We start from the raw sequence: 18,986 nt of genomic DNA on the forward strand, positions 1-18,986 counted from the left end.
TCAGGAGATTAAATGAGCACTAAATTAGCTTTTGTTTTTCCAGGTCAGGGTTCTCAACAATTGGGAATGCTAGCAGATTTAGCAGAGAAACATGAAATCATTGAGCGAACATTTGCAGAAGCATCCAGTGTGCTTGGTTATGATTTGTGGGATCTTGTGCAGAATGACGCAGAGAAACTGAGTCAGACTGATAAAACGCAACCTGCTTTATTGACTGCAAGTGTGGCTTTATGGCGCCTTTGGGAGCAGCAAGGCGGTGAAAAGCCTGTTTATGTTGCTGGTCATAGTCTTGGTGAATATTCTGCTTTAGTCTGTGCTGGGGTGATTGCATTCGCGGATGCCGTGGCGCTGGTTAAGTTGCGTGGTGAATATATGCAACAGGCCGTTCCAGCTGGTGAAGGTGCTATGGCAGCTATTATTGGCCTTGATGATGATAGCGTTGTCGCTGCATGTGCTGCTGCGCCAGGTGTTGTTAGTGCGGTTAATTTTAACTCGCCTGGTCAAGTTGTTATTGCGGGTCATGTTGCTGCGGTTGAGGCGGCTATGGTTAATGCGAAAGAGGCGGGGGCTAAGCGTGCGCTTCCTCTTCCTGTTAGTGTTCCTTCTCATTGTGAGTTGATGATTCCTGCTGGTGAAAAATTAGCTGAAAAGTTGGAGTCTATCGCTTTTCAGGCACCTAACTGTGTTCTGGTTCAGAATGTTTCGGCTCAAGCAGTTTCAGATCCTGTTGTCATTAAGGCGAACTTGGTTTCTCAGCTAAGTGAACCTGTTTTATGGACTCAGTCGGTTACGTTGCTTGCAGAGTTGGGTGTGACTTCTACGATTGAGTGTGGACCTGGTAAAGTGCTCAGCGGTTTGAATAAACGAATTGTAAAAGGATTGGAGACGGCTTCTTTGGGAGATTTGTCTGGATTTGAAGCGGCTTTGTCTGCGTAAGCGTCATTTTATTGATCTAAAAGTAACTAATTGGAGACAAACATGAGTCTTGAAGGAAAAATTGCTCTGGTAACTGGGGCTACTCGTGGTATTGGTAAAGCGATTGCAACTGCATTAGTTGAACAAGGTGCTACTGTTATTGGCACGGCAACAAGTGAATCCGGTGCTCAGAGTATTAGTGAATACTTGGGTGAAAACGGTAAAGGTTGGGTTTTGGATGTATCTTCAAGTGAATCTGTTGATGCGGTAATTAAAGAAATCACTGCCGAATTTGGCGCGCCAACGGTTTTGGTTAACAATGCTGGTATTACGCGTGATAATCTAATGATGCGGATGAAGGAAGATGAGTGGGATCAAGTGATCAACACGAATTTGACGTCTGTATTTCGTGTTACTAAAGCCTGCTTGCGCGGCATGACCAAAGCAAAATTTGGCCGTGTTATTAGTATTAGTTCCGTGGTTGGCTCTATGGGTAACGGCGGGCAAACTAATTATTCTGCTGCGAAGGCTGGACTAGAGGGCTTTAGTCGTTCTTTGGCTGCGGAGATTGCTTCTCGTGGTATCACGGTGAATTGTGTTGCTCCAGGCTTCATTGAAACAGATATGACTAAGGTTTTACCGGAAGAGCATAAGGCTAAATTAGTCGAAAAAGTGCCTTCTTCTCGCCTTGGTCAACCAGAAGAAATTGCGGCGGCAGTTGCATTTTTAGCGTCAAATGGCGCGGGTTACATTACCGGTGAGACATTACATGTCAATGGCGGTATGTATATGTCGTAATTTGAGTTGAATTTTATGTTTAATTCAACGAAAATACGTCTCCGGTTCATGTCGAGAATCACACCTTTATAGGTGCCCGAATTTTTATAATATGCTCACACTGAGCTGTTAATGAGTAGAGTAGGAACTTCTAATGAGTAGCATTGAAGAACGCGTTAAGAAAATCGTTTGTGAACAACTAGGCGTTAACGAAGAAGATGTTGTTGCATCAGCATCTTTCGTTGATGATCTAGGTGCAGATTCTCTAGATACAGTAGAGTTGGTTATGGCTCTTGAAGAGGAATTCGATACTGAAATTCCTGATGAAGAAGCTGAAAAAATCACTACAGTACAAGCAGCGAACGACTACATCAACGCTAACTTGTAATCTATAAGTGAACTGAGTTTTCCGAAAAGCCGCTTGTACTTGTTACAGCGGCTTTTCTTATTAATAGCCCTTAACGGTTGAGGGCGGATTGTTGGAGAAATCTTATGTCTCGTCGTCGGGTTGTAGTCACAGGAATGGGAATGGTGACACCCCTTGGCAATAATGTGAAAGATACGTGGGATAATATCTTGGAAGGCAAAAGCGGTGTATCGGAGATCACTTCTTTCGACGCTAGCCAGTTTTCCACTCGTTTTGCAGCGCAAGTTAATGATTTTGATGCGACTCAGTACATGAGCGTTAAAGAAGCTCGCAAAATGGATCTTTTCATTCAATACGGTATCGCCGCAGCAGTTCAGGCTTTGGAAGACGCTAATCTCAATGCAGATACTGCCGATTTGAGCCGCGTAGGCTGTGCGATAGGTTCCGGTATTGGTGGTTTGCCAATGATCGAAAAGAACCTTGAGTTATTGAATGAATCTGGTCCAAAACGTATTTCTCCATTTTTTGTTCCAGGCGCGATTATTAATATGATTTCAGGTCATGTTGCGATTCGTTTTGGGTTTAAAGGACCTAACATTTCAATCGTCACAGCTTGTACAACGGGTACCCATAATATCGGTATGGCTGGGCGGATGATCGCTTATGGCGATGCGGATGTCATGATTGCCGGTGGTGCTGAAATGGCTATTACGCCGTTGGGTATTGGTGGGTTCGGTGCTGCTCGTGCGTTATCAACCCGCAATGATGACCATAAAACGGCAAGTCGACCATGGGACAAAAACCGTGATGGTTTTGTCATGGGAGATGGCTCGGGCATTTTGGTGCTAGAAGAGTATGAGCATGCGGTTGCGCGTGGCGCGACAATTTATGCAGAACTTGCTGGCTTCGGGATGAGCGATGACGCTTACCATATGACTGCGCCGCCAGAGGGCGGTGAAGGGGCGGCAATGGCGATGCAGGCGGCATTAAACGATGCGAAATTAACGCCTCTGGATGTTGATTACATTAATGCGCATGGCACATCAACACCAGCAGGTGATTTGGCCGAAACACAGGCCGTTAAGGCGTTAATGGGCGCGGACGCTTCAGATGTTGCTATTAGTTCAACTAAGTCCATGATTGGTCATTTGCTTGGTGCGTCAGGCGCAGTAGAATCTATTTTTTCTATTCTAGCCATTCGTGATCAAGTTGCACCGCCTACGATCAACCTTGAGGAGCCGGGCGAAGGCTGTGATTTGAACTACGTGCCAGGTACACCTCAAAAACGTAAGATTGATGTTGTGCTCAATAATTCTTTCGGTTTTGGTGGAACAAATGGAACGCTAGTTTTTAAGAAAGTATCTTAAAAACTAGCGAGGGTTGAAGTTCTACTTAGTATCCCAACTTAGTGTATCTGAGTAGATAAGCCGCGTAGAGCGGCTATTTCTTTTGAGATGTCGTAGCTTTGATGTTGACTGTCGAGTTCGTAAAGGCGGTCTTCTAGCTGCTGGTAAAGGGTGATTTCTTCGTCTCCTAGAAAGTGTAGGCATTCTCCGCCTACAAACCACAATAGCTCTCTTTTTATAAGAGGGACGAGATTTGCGTAGCATCGTATGAAGCGAGACAGCACTTCTTGGGCGTCAAAAGTATAATCATGAGAGTTTTCTTGAATGCTTTTAACGAGTTCATCCCATTTTGCTAAGAAGTCAATTTCTTCTTCAGCCAGTTCTGGCTGATTAAAGGGGTCATGTTCTGCGATTCGATGGCGCAAGTCAGCAAATGCGTCAAGTATGTATTGTGTGCGTGATTCCACGTAAAACCCTATTCAAGTAAGTAACTATATTAGTCGGCAATGCCGTATGAGAACTTCAATTATGACATATGCAATCGAAATTAGTGACCTTAAAAAACGCTACGATGGTGGTTTTGAAGCACTAAAAGGTATCGATTTAAAAGTTGAAAAAGGGGATTTCTTTGCTTTGCTGGGTCCAAACGGGGCAGGAAAGTCGACCACTATTGGTATTTTATGCTCGTTGGTGAATAAAACATCGGGGCGTGTGTCCATTTTCGATACGGATATTGATACGGATTTTGCAAAAGCTAAGAAGTTTCTTGGCGTCGTTCCTCAAGAATTCAATTTTAATGTTTTTGAGACGGTATTTAATGTTGTTGTTACGCAGGCAGGGTTCTATGGAATTAGCCGCGCTGTGGCAGAAGAGCGAGCCGAAAAATATCTGAAACAATTGGATTTATGGGATAAAAGAGACGCTCAGTCGCGAATGTTGTCAGGCGGTATGAAGCGCCGATTAATGATAGCGAGAGCCTTAATCCATGAACCGGAAGTGTTGATTTTAGACGAGCCTACTGCCGGTGTGGACATTGAATTGCGCCGCTCTATGTGGGAGTTCATCAAAAAACTCAATGAGCAAGGTACTACCATTATCCTCACGACGCATTACTTGGAAGAAGCTGAGCAGCTATGTCGTAATATCGCGATTATCAATGCGGGTGAAATTGTCGAAAATACCAGTGTGAAAGCGTTGCTTAAAACTTTGAATCAAGAAACGTTTATTCTTGATTTAGACAAGGCATTGCCGTCCGGTTGGTCATTGTCGGACTTCGCGGTATCGATAAGTAAAGACGGCAGTACAATCGAGGTAGAGGTGGTTAAAGGGCAATCGATCAATGCCATTTTTAGTGCGCTTGATTCTATTTCGATTAATGTCGTAAGTATGCGTAATAAATCCAATCGACTCGAAGAACTCTTCGTCAAATTAATTAAAGGCTAGCGAGATGAAAAACTCAGAAATTTGGGTCGCGTTTTATACGATTATTGTGCGAGAGGTGCGTCGCTTCACGCGTATATGGCCACAAACCTTGTTACCACCTGCTATTACCATGTCTTTGTATTTTGCTATTTTCGGGAATCTAATCGGCGACCGAATTGGTGAGATGGGCGGTTTTAGTTACATGCAATACATTGTGCCTGGGTTGATCATGATGTCTGTGATAACGAACTCTTACTCTAATGTGTCTTCGTCGTTTTTCTCTGCGAAGTTTCAACATAGCGTGCAAGAGTTGTTGGTTTCACCCACGCCAAATTGGGTCATTTTATTAGGTTACACGCTAGGTGGTGTGGCCCGTGGGTTGTGTGTTGGTCTTATTGTGACCTTATTGTCGCTTTTCTTTACCCATTTGGCGCTAGAAAATTTGTTTCTTACGGTGCTTGTAGTGTGCTTAACCGCTGTGATGTTTTCTTTAGGTGGTTTTGTGAATGCAATCTACGCAAGAAGCTTTGATGATGTGTCTATCGTACCAACGTTTATTCTGACGCCGTTAACGTATTTGGGTGGGGTATTTTATTCCATCGATTTGTTGCCTGACTTTTGGCAGTCGGTTTCTATGTTAAACCCTGTGTTGTACATGGTTAATGCATTCCGATATGGCATCTTGGGGGTATCTGATATTAACGTATATTGGGCCTTGGTCATTGTGAGTGTGTTTATTGTTGTGTTGTTTAGTTTCGGTCTGCGTTTGCTCAATCAGGGCAAAGGTATTAGAAGTTGAGGTAGTGTTATATGGGCTTTTTACCCTTAGGTCAGCAAACAGAATATGTTTCTGAATACGATGCAGGGTTGCTTTACCCCATTGCAAGAGTGGACAAATGGACTGAAATGGGCATTGAATCTGAGCGCCTGCCATTCTATGGGGAAGATGTTTGGAATGCTTATGAATTGTCGTGGTTAAATACGAAAGGCAAGCCAATTGTTGCGTTGGCAGAATTTCGTTTGCCATATGATTCGCCTAATATTATCGAATCAAAATCGTTCAAATTGTATCTTAATTCGTTAAATCAAATGCGATATGAGTCGCCTCAAGCGGTGCAGATGTTGCTAGAAAAAGATTTGTCGGCAGCCGCAGGCGCAGACGTCACCGTGATAATCCGCGATGTGGATTCAATGGCATCCTTGGTTGTTCTAACGCCAGACTACTGCATTGATGAATTGGATATTGAAGTGTCTGATTATCACCCTAACCCTTATTTGCTGGCGGTAGATACGTCTATAGGTTTAGTGGAAGAGCGTTTGGTGAGCCATCTGTTGAAGTCTAATTGCCCTGTTACCAATCAACCGGATTGGGGGTCAGTGTTTATCGACTACAAAGGACCAAAGATTCAGCATGAAAGTCTGCTGAAATATGTCATTTCTTTCCGTGAGCATACAGATTTTCATGAGCAATGCGTTGAACGTATTTTTATTGATATTATGCGCCAATGTCAGCCTGAAAGTTTAACCGTGTATGCAAGGTATGTCAGACGAGGAGGATTAGATATCAATCCCTATCGTTCAACCGTGCCATTGGTGCTAGGGAATGATCGTCTCACGCGCCAATAAAGTAAAGATAAAATGCCGCTTGAAAAATCAGGCGGCATTTTTTTGACATTATATTTAGTGCATGTATTACATGGCGCTAAGCTGTTGTTTCACGATATTAAGCGCAGGTTTGCCATCAAAGGTGGTGACACCTTGCAGCCATTTGTCCAATATTTCTGGATGAGCTTTCATCCAATCGGCGGCGGCTTTTTCTGGTTTTTCAGGAGACGCAATCATTTCGTTTTCCATGGTCAAACCAAATTCAAGGTTCGACAGCAGTTTGCCAACATTGGAACATTCTGATGAATAGCCTTTTCTGGTCAGAGTTCTAATCGTAGCGCCACCATAATTAGGGCCAAAATATTTGTCGCCACCAGTCAGGTATTTTAAATCGTAATTGACATTCATTGGGTGCGGTTCCCACGCTAAAAAGACAATGAAGTTATCACGTTTTATGGTTCTTGCTACTTGTGAAAGCATTGCTTGTTCGCCTGATTCGACGACTTTCCAGTCTTTTAGCCCAAAATCATTAGTATCTATCATGGTCTGAAGTTTTTGATTGGCTGGAGCGCCGGCATCGATACCGTAGATTCGTTGACGAAATTCTTTACTGAATTTCTCCAAGTCGGAGAAATCTTTCACTCCTGCGTCAAAGACGTATTTTGGCACAGCCAGTGTAAATTTGACGCCTTCCAAGTTGGTACGAACTACATCAATGTCGTTCTTGTATTTGTCAATGAAAGCAGACTGGGCGGGCATCCAATTGCCCATGAATGCATCAATTTCGCCATTTTTAATACTCTCAAAGCCCACGGGAACGCTCAGAAGGTAGACTTGTGTGTCGTATCCCAATGCTTTTAATAAAGTCGTTGCTACACCATTTGTGGCGCCAATATCGGTCCAGCCAGGATCACTAAACGTGACTTTTTTGCATTGTTCAGGTTCTGCGGACAAAGCAACACTGCTTCCAAGAAGTAGACTAACGAGGCCAAAGGTTTTGAGTTCTGTACGACTAAATGATATTGCTTTCATTTGTGTGCTCCTGTTGTGATAGTTATTTATCAATTTACTCTGCTTTAGGGAAGCGAGAGCGAGTTTCTAAGTCGTCTAGATCAATATGGTTTCTCATATACATTTCACTGCTGTCAAAGATAGGCTGGTGATCCCACGCCAATTTTTTGCCTTTATTGAGTGCTTTAACAATGAGACGACGACGGCGTTGGCTTACCAACACGTCTTGTGTGAGTGCTTCTGAATTCCAGCGCGCTGAGGTTTCCTTCCTAAATTCATCAATAATGTCTTTGTAATCTGGATGTTCAGCAAGATTATTCAGTTCATCTGGGTCATTTGACAAATCAAACAATTGTTCTGGGTCGATATGGCAATAGATGTATTTGTATTGGGCGCGGCGAATCATGAAAATCGGGGCGATTGCGCCTTCACCAAAATATTCGCCAATGACTTCATCATGGCCCTCTGTTTTACCCGTAATGTGAGGCATTAAGCTCTTTCCTTGAATGGGCATGGCGTATTGATAATCCGATTTGTTTGTTGCCATTTCAAGAAAAGTGGGCAATAAATCCATGGTGGAAACCGATTCTTTAATGCGTTTTGCGGAGAAGTGTTTTGGCGCGTGTACGATCATTGGTACACGAGCAGAGCCTTCAAAGAATGACATTTTGTACCAAAGGTTTCTTTCGCCTAGCATGTCGCCATGGTCACCTGAGAACACAATGATGGTGTTGTCATCTAAGCCCGTTTCTTTGAGTGCTTTTAAAAGCAGACCGATCTTGTCATCGACATAACTAATGGCGCCATAGTAAGCACGTCGCGCGTTGCGAACTTGCTGATCTGTTAACTCTTGGTCGAAATATGCATAAACCTCTTGAAGCCGAGCGGAATGTGGGTCTTGCTCGTCTTTAGGAATACGGATTTTTGGTAGGTCAATTTCTTCATTTGTGTATCTGTCCCAATATTCCTGAGGAATGGCATAAGGGTCGTGTGGGTGCGTCATGGAAACGGTTAAGCAAAAGGGTCTATCTTGGTCACGTCTTACATAGTCATATAGATATCGTTGCGCATGAAAAACCACTTCATCATCAAAGTCTAATTGATTGCTTCGAATACAAGGACCGGCTTGAGTGACGGATGACATATTGTGATACCAAGTAGGGCGTGTTGTTAAATCGTCCCAGTTTGGAAACCAGCCATAGTCGGCAGGATAAATGTCGGTGGTTAACCTTTCTTCGAACCCATGCAATTGGTCGGGTCCACAAAAATGCATCTTTCCTGATAATGCGGTCTTGTAATTTTTTTCTCTTAAATAGTGAGCAAAGGTCGGAATGTCAGCGGGGAAGTCTGCGGCATTGTCGTAAGCGCCAATTTTACTCGGTAGTTGTCCTGTCATGAGAACATACCGAGATGGCGCGCACAGAGGGCTGTTGCAGTACGCTGAATCAAACACCACTCCTTTTTCAGCGAGTGATGATAGGTGGGGAGTTTTTACAACTGGGTTGCCGTATATGGGAAGAGCGGATGTAGCCAATTGATCAGCCATGATAAAAAGTATATTGGGTTGTTTTTCTGCCATGATTATCTCTAATGTATAAATAAGGAAAGATTGGCAAATACAAAGAAATTGCCTTGTTTTATCTAGATTGCGCTATCGAAAAGAAGCTGTAAACTGACTAAATATTTATATATGGGATAAGCTGAACTTATGTTATCTGATTCTGAATTACCACCATTACAGTCACTTGTCGTTTTTGAAGCATCAGCGAGATTGTTGAGCTTTACCGCGGCGGCGCGTGAATTGGGCACCACCCAGCCTGCAGTAAGCCAGCAAATCCGTGCTCTAGAGGATACTTTGGGCGTGGCTTTATTTGAGCGCATATACCGTGGTGTTGTATTGACCGACTCAGGCTATGTGTTACTAAAAACGACACAGTCAAGTCTTAGAGATTTGCGCGAAGTGTTGCAAAAAATTAAACAAAAACCGAAAACTCAACGTATTACTGTCGCAACGGATTTTGCTTTTGCCGCTTTTTGGCTGATGCCTCGACTGCCAGAGTTTCGGAGGCTGCATAAAGAAATAGACATACGCATTCAAACGTCGCAATCCGAAGTTGATTTAGTCTCGATGGAAGCGGACATCGCTATTTTGTTTGGTGAAGGCCAGTATCAAGGGTATTTTACTGAGAAATTGTTGCCTGAAATGGTCTATCCGGTCTGCAGTCCAAAATTGCTGGAGGAGTGTTCTGGTTTCAAAAGTCTGTCGGATCTCATCAAAGCCCCCTTGTTGAAATTAAATGCGGACATGGGGCAAAAATGGATCGACTGGGAGCGACTCTTTCAGCTGAATGGGTCTTTGTGGCAGCCTTCTGAGTCGGTGATGGAATTTGATAACTACACACTTCTGGTGCAGGCTGCTATTTCTGGACAAGGAATTGGTCTTGGCTGGTCGCCCCTTTTGGATGATTACATTCAAAGTGGCGTGTTGGTTGCTTTGTCCGATTTTACGGTGCAATCAGACAATGGGTATTACACTGTGCTATCCAAGCAGAGAACGCCTACAGCCCCAGTGTCGGCATTTCTAGCTTGGCTTAAGTCGTAATGATTAGTGCAATTTCAGCCACCAAAGAGCGCCCACTGCACACAGAGATAGTGGTAAGGACAGTAGAATCATTAAGGCAATTTCGTCTACTGGCCCTTTAAATTTGCTGGCAAGCATGTAGCTAATGACAGCGACAGGCATGGCATTAAGTACCAAGAGAACGGCACTTTCTAGTGGACTGAGTGGAAATAAGAACACAACGATGGTCGCAGCGAATACCCCTACTGCAGGTCGAAACGCAGACAGTAATAACGCCCGACTTATTTTTCCTTTTTCGTTTACCTTCAAACCGCTGATGGATTTGCCCAGCAGCATCAGCATGATTGGCAAGGTGATGTGACTTAGCATGTCTAGCGTGCTCATTATGGGCGTTGGCAAACGAATGTTAAACCCTAAGAAAAGCGCGCCTACGACCAGTGCGATGACAGGTCCATTCCTTAACAATTGTTTAGGGTGATAGGTGCCGGACATGAAACCAACACCCAAAGTAAAGTGGCTGATTTGAACCACAGATGAGATAACCACCGCGATGGCCATGCCTTCTGCACCAAATAAAGCGAACGCAATCGGAATGCCCAAATTGCCTGTATTCGGGTTCACCAAGGGCGGTAAATAAAATCGCGTGGGTAGCTTGAGTGTTTTCAAAATAATAAATGAGATCAACGACACGATAAGTAAGACAAGTACCGTTGCTGCGATGATTTTCAGCATGCTGAAAACTTGCATTTGCATTGACAGCACTGAGTACAGCAATAGTGCCGGTAATCCAATGCTAGAAACCAGCGCACCCAAAGAAGGACTGTTTAAATAGTCTGTTTTTTTTCCGAGGATGAAGCCCAAACAAATGAGTAATAAAATCGGGGTGAGTGATCCTGCCAATGCTAAGAGCATAGATGTCCTTAATGAATATTATTCGTTGTCGTCTGCCTTTATGTTAAAGGCTTCCACAAGATAGTTCACTAGTGTATTGACTCTAGAGCTGATATTTCTTGAATGGGGGTAAAGTAAAGACACATCAGAGTGAGGCAGTGTCCAGTCAGGCAGTAATACCATTAATTTTCCAGACTCAATCTCCTGTTTTACATAGTATTCAGGCTGTCTTGATATGCCAATGCCCGCTAAAGTTGCCGATTTTACGACATGTCCGTTAGGGCAGTTGAGTTTTCCCTTTATTGGCAGCTCATACCTGTCGTGGTTGTCACGATGAATAAAAGGCCACCGTTTCACCGAGCCATTTATCAGGTTGTGTTCAAGTAAATCCTTCGGGTGATGCAATGCTGACATGGTTTCAATGTAATTTGGACTGGCGACTAGGTGATTTGTATAGCTTGTGAGTTTTCGGCCAATAAGGTTCGAATTGGTCAGCTCTCCCATTCTGACCACCAGATCGTATTGCGCATCAATGAGGTTTTCTCTCGTGCTAGAAAAGCTCAACTCTATGTCTACCTTTGGGTGCAAGTTCATAAACTGAAGTAACAGTGGCGCGAGTATCTCTTCTCCAAATCGACCGCCTACAGTGTTAATTCTAATCTGACCTGCAATGTTTGCGTGTGCATTCTGGGCAGACATTACGGCATGCTCAAGTTGATCAACGCCCTGACGTGAGAGCTGGTAAAAAGTCTCGCCAGCAGGAGATAAAGAAAGGGAGCGTGTAGAACGATAGAGGAGCTGGATTTGCATGTCTTTCTCAAGACGACTGATGATTTGCGAGACCCTAGCTCTAGAAATGTTTAATTGTTCGGCGGCTTTTGAAAAGCTTTGTGCTTCAACGACGACAAGGAACTCTCTTATACCTTCAGGAAAATTTGCTTTCATAATTGTTCAGTCTCATTAAACAATAATTTTAATGTATTGATAATTATAAACAGTGAAGAGGCTCGTATAGTAGGGATATTCGACAATTAATCTATTTGGAGAGTGTATGAAAACCAGAGTGCTTGGAAAGACAGGGTTTAATGTGTCTGAAATTGGTTTAGGCTGCTGGCAGCTAGGCAATGACTTTGGCGCGATAGAAGACAGCGAGGCCGCTGCGATACTGCAAGCAGCGCTGAATGAAGGTGTGCAATTTTTTGATACCGCTGACGTATACGGTGGAGGCCTAAGTGAGCAGCGGATAGGGCAGTGGCGAGCAGCATTGAGTAAACCGCCCGTTATCGCCACTAAAGTGGGAAGAAATCCTGAGCTCTATCCGGATGGTTACAGCAAAGCAAAGGTGAAGCAAAGTCTGCAAGCTTCTGCTCAACGTTTGGGGGTTGAATCTATCGATCTTGCGCAATTACATTGCGTGCCTCGTGATGTTTTGTTTTCTGGTGATTTGCTGGCCTGGATGGAAGATTTTAAAAAGGACGGCATCATCCAGCATTTTGGGGCGAGTGTAGAAATGCTCGATGAGGCGATGTTTTGTTGTGATCATCCTGAGATCGCCAGTTTGCAAATTTTGTTCAATGTATTCCGTCAAGATGCCGTTGAGTCATTGTTGCCGTTAGCTGAAAAAAATAATGTCGGTGTTATTGTTCGCTTGCCACTCGCCAGTGGATTATTAACCGGGAAAATGAAGTTGGATCGTATTTTTGATGAGCAAGATCATCGATTTTATAACAAAGACGGCGCAGCATTTCATGTTGGAGAAACCTTTAACGGCATCCCATATGAAAAAGGCGTAGCGCTGGTTGATAAACTCAATGGGAAATTGCCTGAAGGTCATAATATTCTGGACGTGTCTTTGCGCTGGATTTTAGATCAGCCTCAGGTATCAAGCATTATTGTAGGAGCCAGTCGCTCATCTCAAGTGGTACGAAATGCAGCGGCATCGAGTTTGCCTCCACTGAGTAAAGAGTTGCATGAGATGTTAGGGGATTTTTATCGGTCCGACGTCAGAAATGCAATTCGTGGTGGGATTTAACTGGAAGTGTCTGAGAGAGAATGGCGCGAAAAATCTCGCGCCATTTTGTGATTCAGCCTATTTTAAAATTTGTTCAGCATGCGCTTTGGTTTTCACTTTACCGATGATGTCGGAAATAACGCCTTCTTCATCAATAATAAATGTGGTTCTTACTGTGCCCATGGATTCACGCCCCATAAATTTTTTCAGTTGCCAAGTGCCATACAACTCATGCACTTCTTTTTCGGTGTCTGCTATCAAAGGAAAAGGTAATTCGTATTTTGCTATGAAGTTTTGATGTTTTTTCTCGGTATCTGTACTGACACCTACGACAACGAAACCTTGTTCTAATAGTGCTTGGTAGTTGTCACGCAAATCGCACGCTTGAGCTGTGCAGCCTGGCGTGTTGTCTCTTGGGTAAAAATACAAAGCGACTTTTTTGCCTTTGAACTGAGCAAGGGTGATCGTGTCACCGTTTTGATCCTTGGCGGTAAAGTCTGGTGCAGTTTGTCCTATTTTAATTGTCATATAGCTCTCTTTATTCATTTTTAAAAGTCGAAGACGGTGGGTTGTCTATTATTTATTCTATGTATGCGACATTTGTTTCTTTAGCTTAACAAGAGCCAAGTTAAAAATCCTCTTGGATTGCTTTTCTTATGAATTTACTCGGGCTTTACGCCCCTCAATTATTGTTAAACCAGAGTCTGGACGTTACTATAGGCGCGCTTATAATTTTATCGGAGACTCGAAATGATCACAGGTAGTTTAGTTGCGCTTATCACACCTATGTCAGCTGATGGCGCTGTAGATACTAAAAAATTAGATGATCTAATAGAGTTTCATATCAACGAGGGTACTCACGGTATAGTGGCAGTTGGCACAACAGGTGAATCCTCAACACTGACACCAGAAGAACACGCCAATGTGATTCGGCAAGTGGTTAATACGGTAAAGGGTCGCGTTCCTGTTATTGCTGGCACTGGAGCTAATGCAACTCATGAGGCCATTGATTTGACTCGCAGCGCGAAAGACGCAGGTGCAGATGCTTGTTTGCTGGTGACCCCTTATTACAATAAACCGACTCAAGAAGGTTTGTTCCAACATTTCAAAGCCATCGCCGATGCGGTGGATATCCCTCAAATTTTATATAACGTACCGGGTAGAACGGCATGTGATATGCAAAATGACACCGTTGTTCGCCTGTCTACCATCAAAAATATCGTTGGTATCAAAGACGCAACGGGCAATTTAGAGCGAGGCGAAGCGTTAATCAAAGCGTTGCCTGACCGTTTTGCTGTCTATTCTGGTGACGATCCGACCGCTGTCTCGTTGATGCTTTTGGGCGGTAAAGGCAATATCTCTGTTACTGCTAACGTGGCGCCAAGAGCGGTGGCTCAAGCCGCTGAAGCCGCATTAGCGGGCAACGCAGATCAGGCGCATGCGATTGATACGACGATTTCTTCACTTCATACCAATCTTTTCTTGGAGTCTAATCCTATTCCTGTTAAATGGGCTTGCAGTCAATTAGGTCTGTGTGAAGAGGGAATTCGATTGCCTTTAACGCCGTTATCAGAACAATATCACGCTGCTGTTCGTCAGGCATTAATCGAAGCAGGAGCGTTGTTAGTATGAAATATTCGACATTGAAGTTAGTGGGTGCTGGTTCTGTCGCGCTGATTTTGTCTGGTTGCAGTGCTTTTTTACGGATCATTCTAACGATTATCAAAAAAAGCAACCGACTATTACTGTGCTTGATAAACCGGCAGGGTCAGAGCAGTCGAAGGACTTGCTTGTTATTCCTAATGAAAACGCGATTGCGAATTTAGAGGAAGTGAAGCCATTTGAAACGCCAAGAGCACCGTTTGTTTTCTACCCAATGACCGCAATCGATGTGCTGGAACAGGATGACGCGATAGAATTCACTGTGCCTACCAGCGTGGAGCACTCTAAGCGTATTGTTTCAGATTTTCTTACTGCTCTGCATGGGGCCGGTTCTCCAATATCTTCTCAGACAGAGGATCAAATCGTGTCTGTCCCGTTCGACTTTCACCCTCAAGGCTGGTGGGCGTCGTTATGGAGTGATATTACTCGTTTGCATCCAGCAAAAACGGCGTTCTCCTTCCGTTTTAGTGACGTTGGCGGCAAAACATTGGTGGCGGTTCAATTTCGAGATGAACAGCAGGATGTTGAGCCTAGCAACTGGATGAGCCCAGCCCAAAATGAAGACGCTTACGCGGTGGCTGTGCGTTTGTGGGGCACCATTGGTCGTCAATTAAATCAGGCGTCTGCGTACCTTTCAAATCGTGATTCAGCGTCTGCATTCCCAGTTTGGGTGGATCATCACGGTATTTTTGCTATTCACTTGGGCGATAATGTTTCTACACCTGAATTGGAATCGAAGTTGAACGCAGCGGGCATTTATTTGATTCCGAATGCAGACAATATGCTTGCCCCCGTTCCGCCTGAAGACGTTGCACGCGTAGGAGACGTTGTAGATTTTAGTCTACCGATAGTCGGTAGTGAAGCTACTAAATCCCTTAAAAGTATTCGTCGTAACTTAGATGACGTTAGCTGGGAGAACCGAGAGTACGCTTATAAAATTATGCATCAAAAAGCAGGCGATTTTTTAGTTATTGATGTTTCTTCTATGGCCTCGCCGGAAGTGGTTTCATTCCACCTGGCGCAGCGTTTTGTAAATTAATTAAGATTAACCCCTCACAAAAGAAGACCGGAGACTCTCCAATGGAAAAACGACAAGAGCTGTATGCAGGTAAGGCAAAATCTGTATTTCGTACAGATGATCCTGACAAGATGGTTCTAGTATTTCGTGATGATACCTCTGCATTTGATGGTAAGCGAATTGAACAGCTTGACCGTAAAGGCATGGTGAACAATAAATTTAATGCGTTCATCATGACCAAATTGCAGGAAGCAGGCATTCCAACGCATTTTGAAAAGCTACTAAGCGATACTGAGTCACTGGTTAAATGTCTTGATATGATGCCTGTTGAATGCGTTGTTCGTAATGTTGCGGCTGGCAGTTTATGTCGCCGTTTGGGTGTAGAAGAAGGCATTGCTTTGACACCACCAACATTTGAATTGTTTTTAAAGAACGACGCATTGGGTGATCCGATGATCAATGAATCCCATGTTGAGTCCTTTGGTTGGGCGAAAGCGGCTGACCTAGCGAAAGCAAAAGAGCTTACTTACAAAGTGAATGATGTATTAAAAGCGATTTTTGCGGAAGGTGGCATGATTCTAGTTGATTACAAATTAGAATTTGGCCTATATAAAGGCGAAGTGTTGTTGGGTGATGAGTTCTCCCCAGACGGCTGCCGTTTGTGGGACGCTAAGACCAAAGAAAAACTAGACAAAGATCGTTTCCGCCAAGGCTTGGGTGGCGTGATCGAAGCTTACGAAGATGTAGGTCGTCGTATAGGGATCGATTTCGACGCGTAAGACAACTGGCGATTAAATCCATAATGGAGGGGTAATTCCCTCCATTTTGCCATGCAAGGATACGCATTGATTAACTTCCTTCCTGTTACTATCGGTTTACGGTACGCCCGAGCAAAGCGCTCAAATCATTTTATTTCATTTATTAGCTTTTCCTCTATAGCTGGTCTTGCGCTTGGGGTGATGGTTCTTATTACTGTTTTGTCCGTCATGAATGGATTTGACCGGGAGCTACGCCAACGAATTTTAGGTATGGTGCCACATGCGACATTGTGGGGCAGCCCCGTTCTAGCTGATTGGCGTGACACAGCCAAGCTGGTAGAAAAAATGCCTAATGTGGTGGGGGTTGCGCCGCACACACAAGCGCAAGTGATGTTTCAGTCTGGCTCAAGTGTACATGGCGCCATACTTAACGGTATTAATCCAGAAATGGAAAAAAAGGTTTCGATTATCGATGACAACATGGCCTCTGGCTCACTGGATGCATTGAATGATACAAGTTTTGGTATTGTTTTAGGGGCTCAGTTAGCGAAGATGCTCAGGGTTGATATTGGTGATAAAGTGACGGCAATTTTACCTAAAGCAAATGTATCAATTGCTGGAGTTGCCCCTGTTCTAAAGCGTTTTACTGTGGTTGGAACGTTTGAGGTTGGTGCTGAGTTGGACAGCAGTTTGGCTTACATCAATATTAATGATGCCGCTAAGTTGAAACGTTATAAAGAAGATCAAGTCGAAGCTCTGCGGATTTCATTTGATGATTTGTTTTTAGCGCCATCGCATATTTGGGACATCGCAAGGGCGGTGCCTGGACAGAATCGAGTCAGTGATTGGACTCGTACTCATGGTAGCTTGTTTCAGGCTATTAAGATGGAAAAGACCATGATTGGTCTGCTTCTGTTGCTTATTGTGGCGGTGGCGGCATTCAATATTGTGTCTACGCTGGTGATGGTTGTAACGGATAAAAGAAACGATATTGCTATCTTAAGAACGATGGGTCTGACCTCTGGTCAAGTGATGTGGGTATTTATCGTTCAGGGCATGTTTATAGGTATGTTTGGTACATTAATCGGCGTTGTATCGGGCGTTGCTCTGGCGCTCAATGTAAGTGAAATCATTGCGGCTTTACAGACATTATTTAATGTGCAGTTTTTAAGTGCCGATGTGTATTTTATTAATTACTTGCCTTCTGAGCTTCAATGGTCTGATGTGGAGTTGATTGTGATCTCTGCTTTCATTATGACGGTTGCTGCGACTATTTACCCTGCTTGGCGTGCGTCAAAGGTCGAGCCTGCGGAGGCGTTACGTTATGAGTAATGAGTTGGTGTTAGAATGTCGAGCGCTCTCTAAGCAATATCTTGATGGTAAACAGGTTGTTGATGTCTTTCGATCGATTGACCTATCCTTAAATAAAGGGGAGACCTGTGCCATTGTTGGTGCCTCTGGTTCAGGGAAAACAACATTGCTTAATCTGCTCGCCGGATTGGATTTGGCAACGAGCGGTGATGTGAAATTGGCGAGTGTTTCTTGGTCTAGCATGAAAGACGCCAAGCGCGCCAAAATGCGCAATAAAGAAATGGGGTTTGTTTATCAGTTCCATCATTTATTGGCTGAGTTTACAGCGCTAGAAAACGTATTGATGCCGATGTGGATTGCCGGACTTGATAAAAAAGATGCCAATAAGCGTGGTGAGGAACTATTAACGCAAGTCGGCTTAAAAGATCGCTTACATCATAAACCATCACAATTGTCTGGAGGTGAGAGGCAGCGTGTGGCCATTGCCCGTGCTCTTGCGAACCGACCTGCTTGTGTCTTGATGGATGAGCCAACGGGTAATCTAGATGAAACGACGTCGCTAGAGATTCAGAATCTGATTAATGAGTTGAAATCAAGCTACGACATGGCCTTTTTGGTTGTGACTCATGATGAAAAGATGTTGGACTGGATGGATTCGGCTTATCGTCTTTCTAAAGGTGCCTTAGAGCCTTTGAAATGATTTTAGTTGTGTGAGGGGCATTTCGCATGCCTCCTCAGTGCATTACTTTTCAGAGGGTGTGTTGCGTAGTTTTCGTTCTTTCCAGCGTTTTACAACATGAAGTCGCCACAGCACAGTGATGGCAGCGTAACTGATTGCACCAACAATCAATCCTGAAACAATGGAGCCAACGTACAAAGGCATCCAAATGTGTTCCATTTTATCCCAAATCCATTCAACTGATAGCTGAAAGTCTTTTTCATGGTGGTGACCAAGGATTAGCGAGCCTACTTTGTAGTTAAAATAAAAGACAAATGGCATCGTCAATGGGTTAGTGATCCAGACTAATGCAATAGAAAGAGGTATGTTTGCTCTAAAAGGGATAGCCCAGTAATGCAGACGCCAGCATTTGAAAAGGCATTGGAATGAATGCCCAGAACAACCCGTTGAAAAATGCTCTGGCGACAGATTTTCTGTTCAAATGCCAAAGGTTAGCTTCATAAATCTGAGAACCTAGCAGACCAAGTGCTTTGCTTTGTTTGAGTTTTTCTGGGTTTGGTATGAATTTTTTTAGATAATTCTTCGGCATAATCAGGTATTAAAAAATTAGCAATTTAAGACAAGGAGGTCTT

General features: G+C 43.8%; 22 protein-coding genes. 14 read left to right on the forward strand and 8 right to left on the reverse strand.

Annotated features, from left to right (window positions below; all coding sequences use genetic code 11):
• Positions 1-12 precede the first annotated feature (12 nt).
• The 4 genes from fabD to fabF all read left to right on the forward strand — a co-directional run bounded on the left by fabD (position 13) and on the right by fabF (position 3,426).
• On the forward strand, positions 13-936 hold the full coding sequence (fabD, locus tag N5P32_RS03545; protein WP_265727800.1) for an ACP S-malonyltransferase: 924 nt from the start codon (positions 13-15) through the stop codon (positions 934-936).
• Between the two features lie 42 nt (positions 937-978).
• On the forward strand, positions 979-1,713 hold the full coding sequence (gene fabG, locus N5P32_RS03550) for a 3-oxoacyl-ACP reductase FabG (protein ID WP_265727801.1): 735 nt from the start codon (positions 979-981) through the stop codon (positions 1,711-1,713).
• Between the two features lie 133 nt (positions 1,714-1,846).
• Entirely contained in the window at positions 1,847-2,080 is a 234-nt protein-coding gene (acpP, locus tag N5P32_RS03555; RefSeq protein ID WP_265727802.1) for an acyl carrier protein, read from the forward strand.
• Between the two features lie 104 nt (positions 2,081-2,184).
• Positions 2,185-3,426: a beta-ketoacyl-ACP synthase II gene (fabF, locus tag N5P32_RS03560; RefSeq protein WP_265727803.1), complete on the forward strand. Its 1,242-nt coding sequence runs from the start codon at positions 2,185-2,187 to the stop codon at positions 3,424-3,426.
• Between the two features lie 38 nt (positions 3,427-3,464).
• Here fabF and N5P32_RS03565 read toward each other — a convergent pair whose 3' ends face one another.
• On the reverse strand, positions 3,465-3,872 hold the full coding sequence (locus N5P32_RS03565) for a PA2817 family protein (RefSeq protein ID WP_265727804.1): 408 nt from the start codon (positions 3,870-3,872) through the stop codon (positions 3,465-3,467).
• Between the two features lie 61 nt (positions 3,873-3,933).
• Between N5P32_RS03565 and N5P32_RS03570 the strand changes: the two genes are divergently transcribed.
• Genes N5P32_RS03570 through queF form a run of 3 tightly spaced genes read left to right on the forward strand, consistent with a single transcriptional unit; the run spans position 3,934 to position 6,453 of the window.
• Positions 3,934-4,848 (forward strand): ABC transporter ATP-binding protein, encoded by a 915-nt coding sequence (locus N5P32_RS03570; RefSeq protein WP_265727805.1) that lies wholly within the window; start codon positions 3,934-3,936, stop codon positions 4,846-4,848.
• Positions 4,849-4,852: 4 nt separating this feature from the next.
• Positions 4,853-5,626, forward strand: coding sequence for an ABC transporter permease (locus N5P32_RS03575; protein WP_265727806.1), 774 nt, complete (start codon positions 4,853-4,855; stop codon positions 5,624-5,626).
• A gap of 11 nt (positions 5,627-5,637) precedes the next feature.
• Positions 5,638-6,453 (forward strand): NADPH-dependent 7-cyano-7-deazaguanine reductase QueF, encoded by an 816-nt coding sequence (gene queF, locus N5P32_RS03580; protein ID WP_265727807.1) that lies wholly within the window; start codon positions 5,638-5,640, stop codon positions 6,451-6,453.
• Positions 6,454-6,519: 66 nt separating this feature from the next.
• Here queF and choX read toward each other — a convergent pair whose 3' ends face one another.
• Together choX and betC are read right to left on the reverse strand one after the other, a co-directional pair.
• The gene (gene choX, locus N5P32_RS03585) at positions 6,520-7,464 is read right to left on the reverse strand and encodes a choline ABC transporter substrate-binding protein (protein ID WP_265727808.1); all 945 of its coding nucleotides are present in this window, start codon (positions 7,462-7,464) and stop codon (positions 6,520-6,522) included.
• A 34-nt stretch (positions 7,465-7,498) separates the two neighbouring features.
• A complete protein-coding gene (betC, locus tag N5P32_RS03590; protein WP_265727809.1) occupies positions 7,499-9,022 on the reverse strand; it encodes a choline-sulfatase in 1,524 nt (507 codons plus the stop codon).
• A 129-nt stretch (positions 9,023-9,151) separates the two neighbouring features.
• On the opposite strand from betC, the gene N5P32_RS03595 reads away from it, so the two are divergent.
• Entirely contained in the window at positions 9,152-10,045 is an 894-nt protein-coding gene (locus tag N5P32_RS03595; protein WP_265727810.1) for a choline sulfate utilization transcriptional regulator, read from the forward strand.
• A gap of 3 nt (positions 10,046-10,048) precedes the next feature.
• Here the strand turns inward: N5P32_RS03595 and N5P32_RS03600 are convergent, their stop codons facing one another.
• Positions 10,049-10,936 (reverse strand): AEC family transporter, encoded by an 888-nt coding sequence (locus tag N5P32_RS03600; protein ID WP_265727811.1) that lies wholly within the window; start codon positions 10,934-10,936, stop codon positions 10,049-10,051.
• Between the two features lie 18 nt (positions 10,937-10,954).
• Complete coding sequence (locus tag N5P32_RS03605; protein WP_265727812.1) at positions 10,955-11,860, reverse strand: LysR family transcriptional regulator; 906 nt, start codon at positions 11,858-11,860, stop codon at positions 10,955-10,957.
• Between the two features lie 106 nt (positions 11,861-11,966).
• Between N5P32_RS03605 and N5P32_RS03610 the strand changes: the two genes are divergently transcribed.
• The gene (locus tag N5P32_RS03610) at positions 11,967-12,947 is read left to right on the forward strand and encodes an aldo/keto reductase (protein ID WP_265727813.1); all 981 of its coding nucleotides are present in this window, start codon (positions 11,967-11,969) and stop codon (positions 12,945-12,947) included.
• 57 nt (positions 12,948-13,004) lie between these two features.
• Here N5P32_RS03610 and bcp read toward each other — a convergent pair whose 3' ends face one another.
• A complete protein-coding gene (gene bcp / locus N5P32_RS03615; protein ID WP_265727814.1) occupies positions 13,005-13,454 on the reverse strand; it encodes a thioredoxin-dependent thiol peroxidase in 450 nt (149 codons plus the stop codon).
• A 222-nt stretch (positions 13,455-13,676) separates the two neighbouring features.
• On the opposite strand from bcp, the gene dapA reads away from it, so the two are divergent.
• From dapA to N5P32_RS03640, 5 genes are all read left to right on the forward strand, one after another.
• The gene (dapA, locus tag N5P32_RS03620) at positions 13,677-14,558 is read left to right on the forward strand and encodes a 4-hydroxy-tetrahydrodipicolinate synthase (protein WP_265727815.1); all 882 of its coding nucleotides are present in this window, start codon (positions 13,677-13,679) and stop codon (positions 14,556-14,558) included.
• Between the two features lie 115 nt (positions 14,559-14,673).
• On the forward strand, positions 14,674-15,627 hold the full coding sequence (locus N5P32_RS03625; RefSeq protein WP_265727816.1) for a hypothetical protein: 954 nt from the start codon (positions 14,674-14,676) through the stop codon (positions 15,625-15,627).
• Positions 15,628-15,668: 41 nt separating this feature from the next.
• The gene (gene purC / locus N5P32_RS03630) at positions 15,669-16,385 is read left to right on the forward strand and encodes a phosphoribosylaminoimidazolesuccinocarboxamide synthase (RefSeq protein ID WP_265727817.1); all 717 of its coding nucleotides are present in this window, start codon (positions 15,669-15,671) and stop codon (positions 16,383-16,385) included.
• Positions 16,386-16,451: 66 nt separating this feature from the next.
• Positions 16,452-17,696 carry a lipoprotein-releasing ABC transporter permease subunit gene (locus N5P32_RS03635; protein WP_265727818.1) on the forward strand — a complete coding sequence of 415 codons (1,245 nt, stop codon included), beginning with the start codon at positions 16,452-16,454 and terminating at the stop codon, positions 17,694-17,696.
• A complete protein-coding gene (locus N5P32_RS03640) occupies positions 17,689-18,375 on the forward strand; it encodes an ABC transporter ATP-binding protein (RefSeq protein ID WP_265727819.1) in 687 nt (228 codons plus the stop codon). The genes N5P32_RS03635 and N5P32_RS03640 overlap by 8 nt, the downstream gene beginning before the upstream one ends.
• Before the next feature lie 42 nt (positions 18,376-18,417).
• Here N5P32_RS03640 and N5P32_RS03645 read toward each other — a convergent pair whose 3' ends face one another.
• Both N5P32_RS03645 and N5P32_RS03650 read right to left on the reverse strand, forming a co-directional pair.
• Positions 18,418-18,675 (reverse strand): DUF2062 domain-containing protein, encoded by a 258-nt coding sequence (locus N5P32_RS03645; protein WP_409371074.1) that lies wholly within the window; start codon positions 18,673-18,675, stop codon positions 18,418-18,420.
• Between the two features lie 52 nt (positions 18,676-18,727).
• On the reverse strand, positions 18,728-18,943 hold the full coding sequence (locus N5P32_RS03650; RefSeq protein WP_265727821.1) for a DUF2062 domain-containing protein: 216 nt from the start codon (positions 18,941-18,943) through the stop codon (positions 18,728-18,730).
• Positions 18,944-18,986 lie beyond the last annotated feature (43 nt).

The organism is Marinomonas pontica (assembly GCF_026191375.1).
Taxonomy (GTDB): Bacteria; Pseudomonadota; Gammaproteobacteria; order Pseudomonadales; family Marinomonadaceae; genus Marinomonas; species Marinomonas pontica.